Origin of the sequence: Micrococcus sp. HG099 (assembly GCF_024723355.1) — a bacterium.
GTDB classification, from domain to species: domain Bacteria; phylum Actinomycetota; class Actinomycetes; order Actinomycetales; family Micrococcaceae; genus Micrococcus; species Micrococcus endophyticus.
Window position 1 is genome coordinate 1 of the sequence record NZ_JANQCJ010000315.1, and the last position, 395, is coordinate 395.

A 395-nucleotide genomic window follows, 5' to 3' on the forward strand; every position below is an offset into this window, starting at 1 on the left:
GGCCAGCTCGAGGTCGGCGGGGGCGGTGACCTTGAACGCGGCCGCGTCGCCGGCCACCACGGCCACCGGGTGCCCCGCGGCCTCCATCACCATGGCGTCGTCGGTGAGCGCCGCGGCGTCGAGCGCGGGGTCCGCGCGCACGGCCTCGTGGGCGGCGAGCAGCGCGTCCAGGTCGAAGCCCTGGGGCGTCTGCACGGCGCGCAGGGCGGCGCGGGGCGGCGTCGCCGTGACGACCTCGGCCCCGCCGGGCCCCGGCGCCACCTGCTTCACCGTGTCCGTCAGGGCGATCCCGGGCACCACGGCGACGGCGCCGGCGTCGAGGGCGGCCTCGACGGCCGCGAACACGGCCGGCGGGGTGAGGGCGCGGGCGGCGTCGTGGACGAGGACCCGGCGCG

General features: G+C 80.8%; 1 protein-coding gene. It reads right to left on the reverse strand.

What is annotated here, in order from left to right; all coding sequences use genetic code 11:
- A partial coding sequence (locus NWP10_RS12400) for a 2-C-methyl-D-erythritol 4-phosphate cytidylyltransferase (protein WP_258301102.1) occupies positions 1-395 on the reverse strand: 395 nt, incomplete at both ends.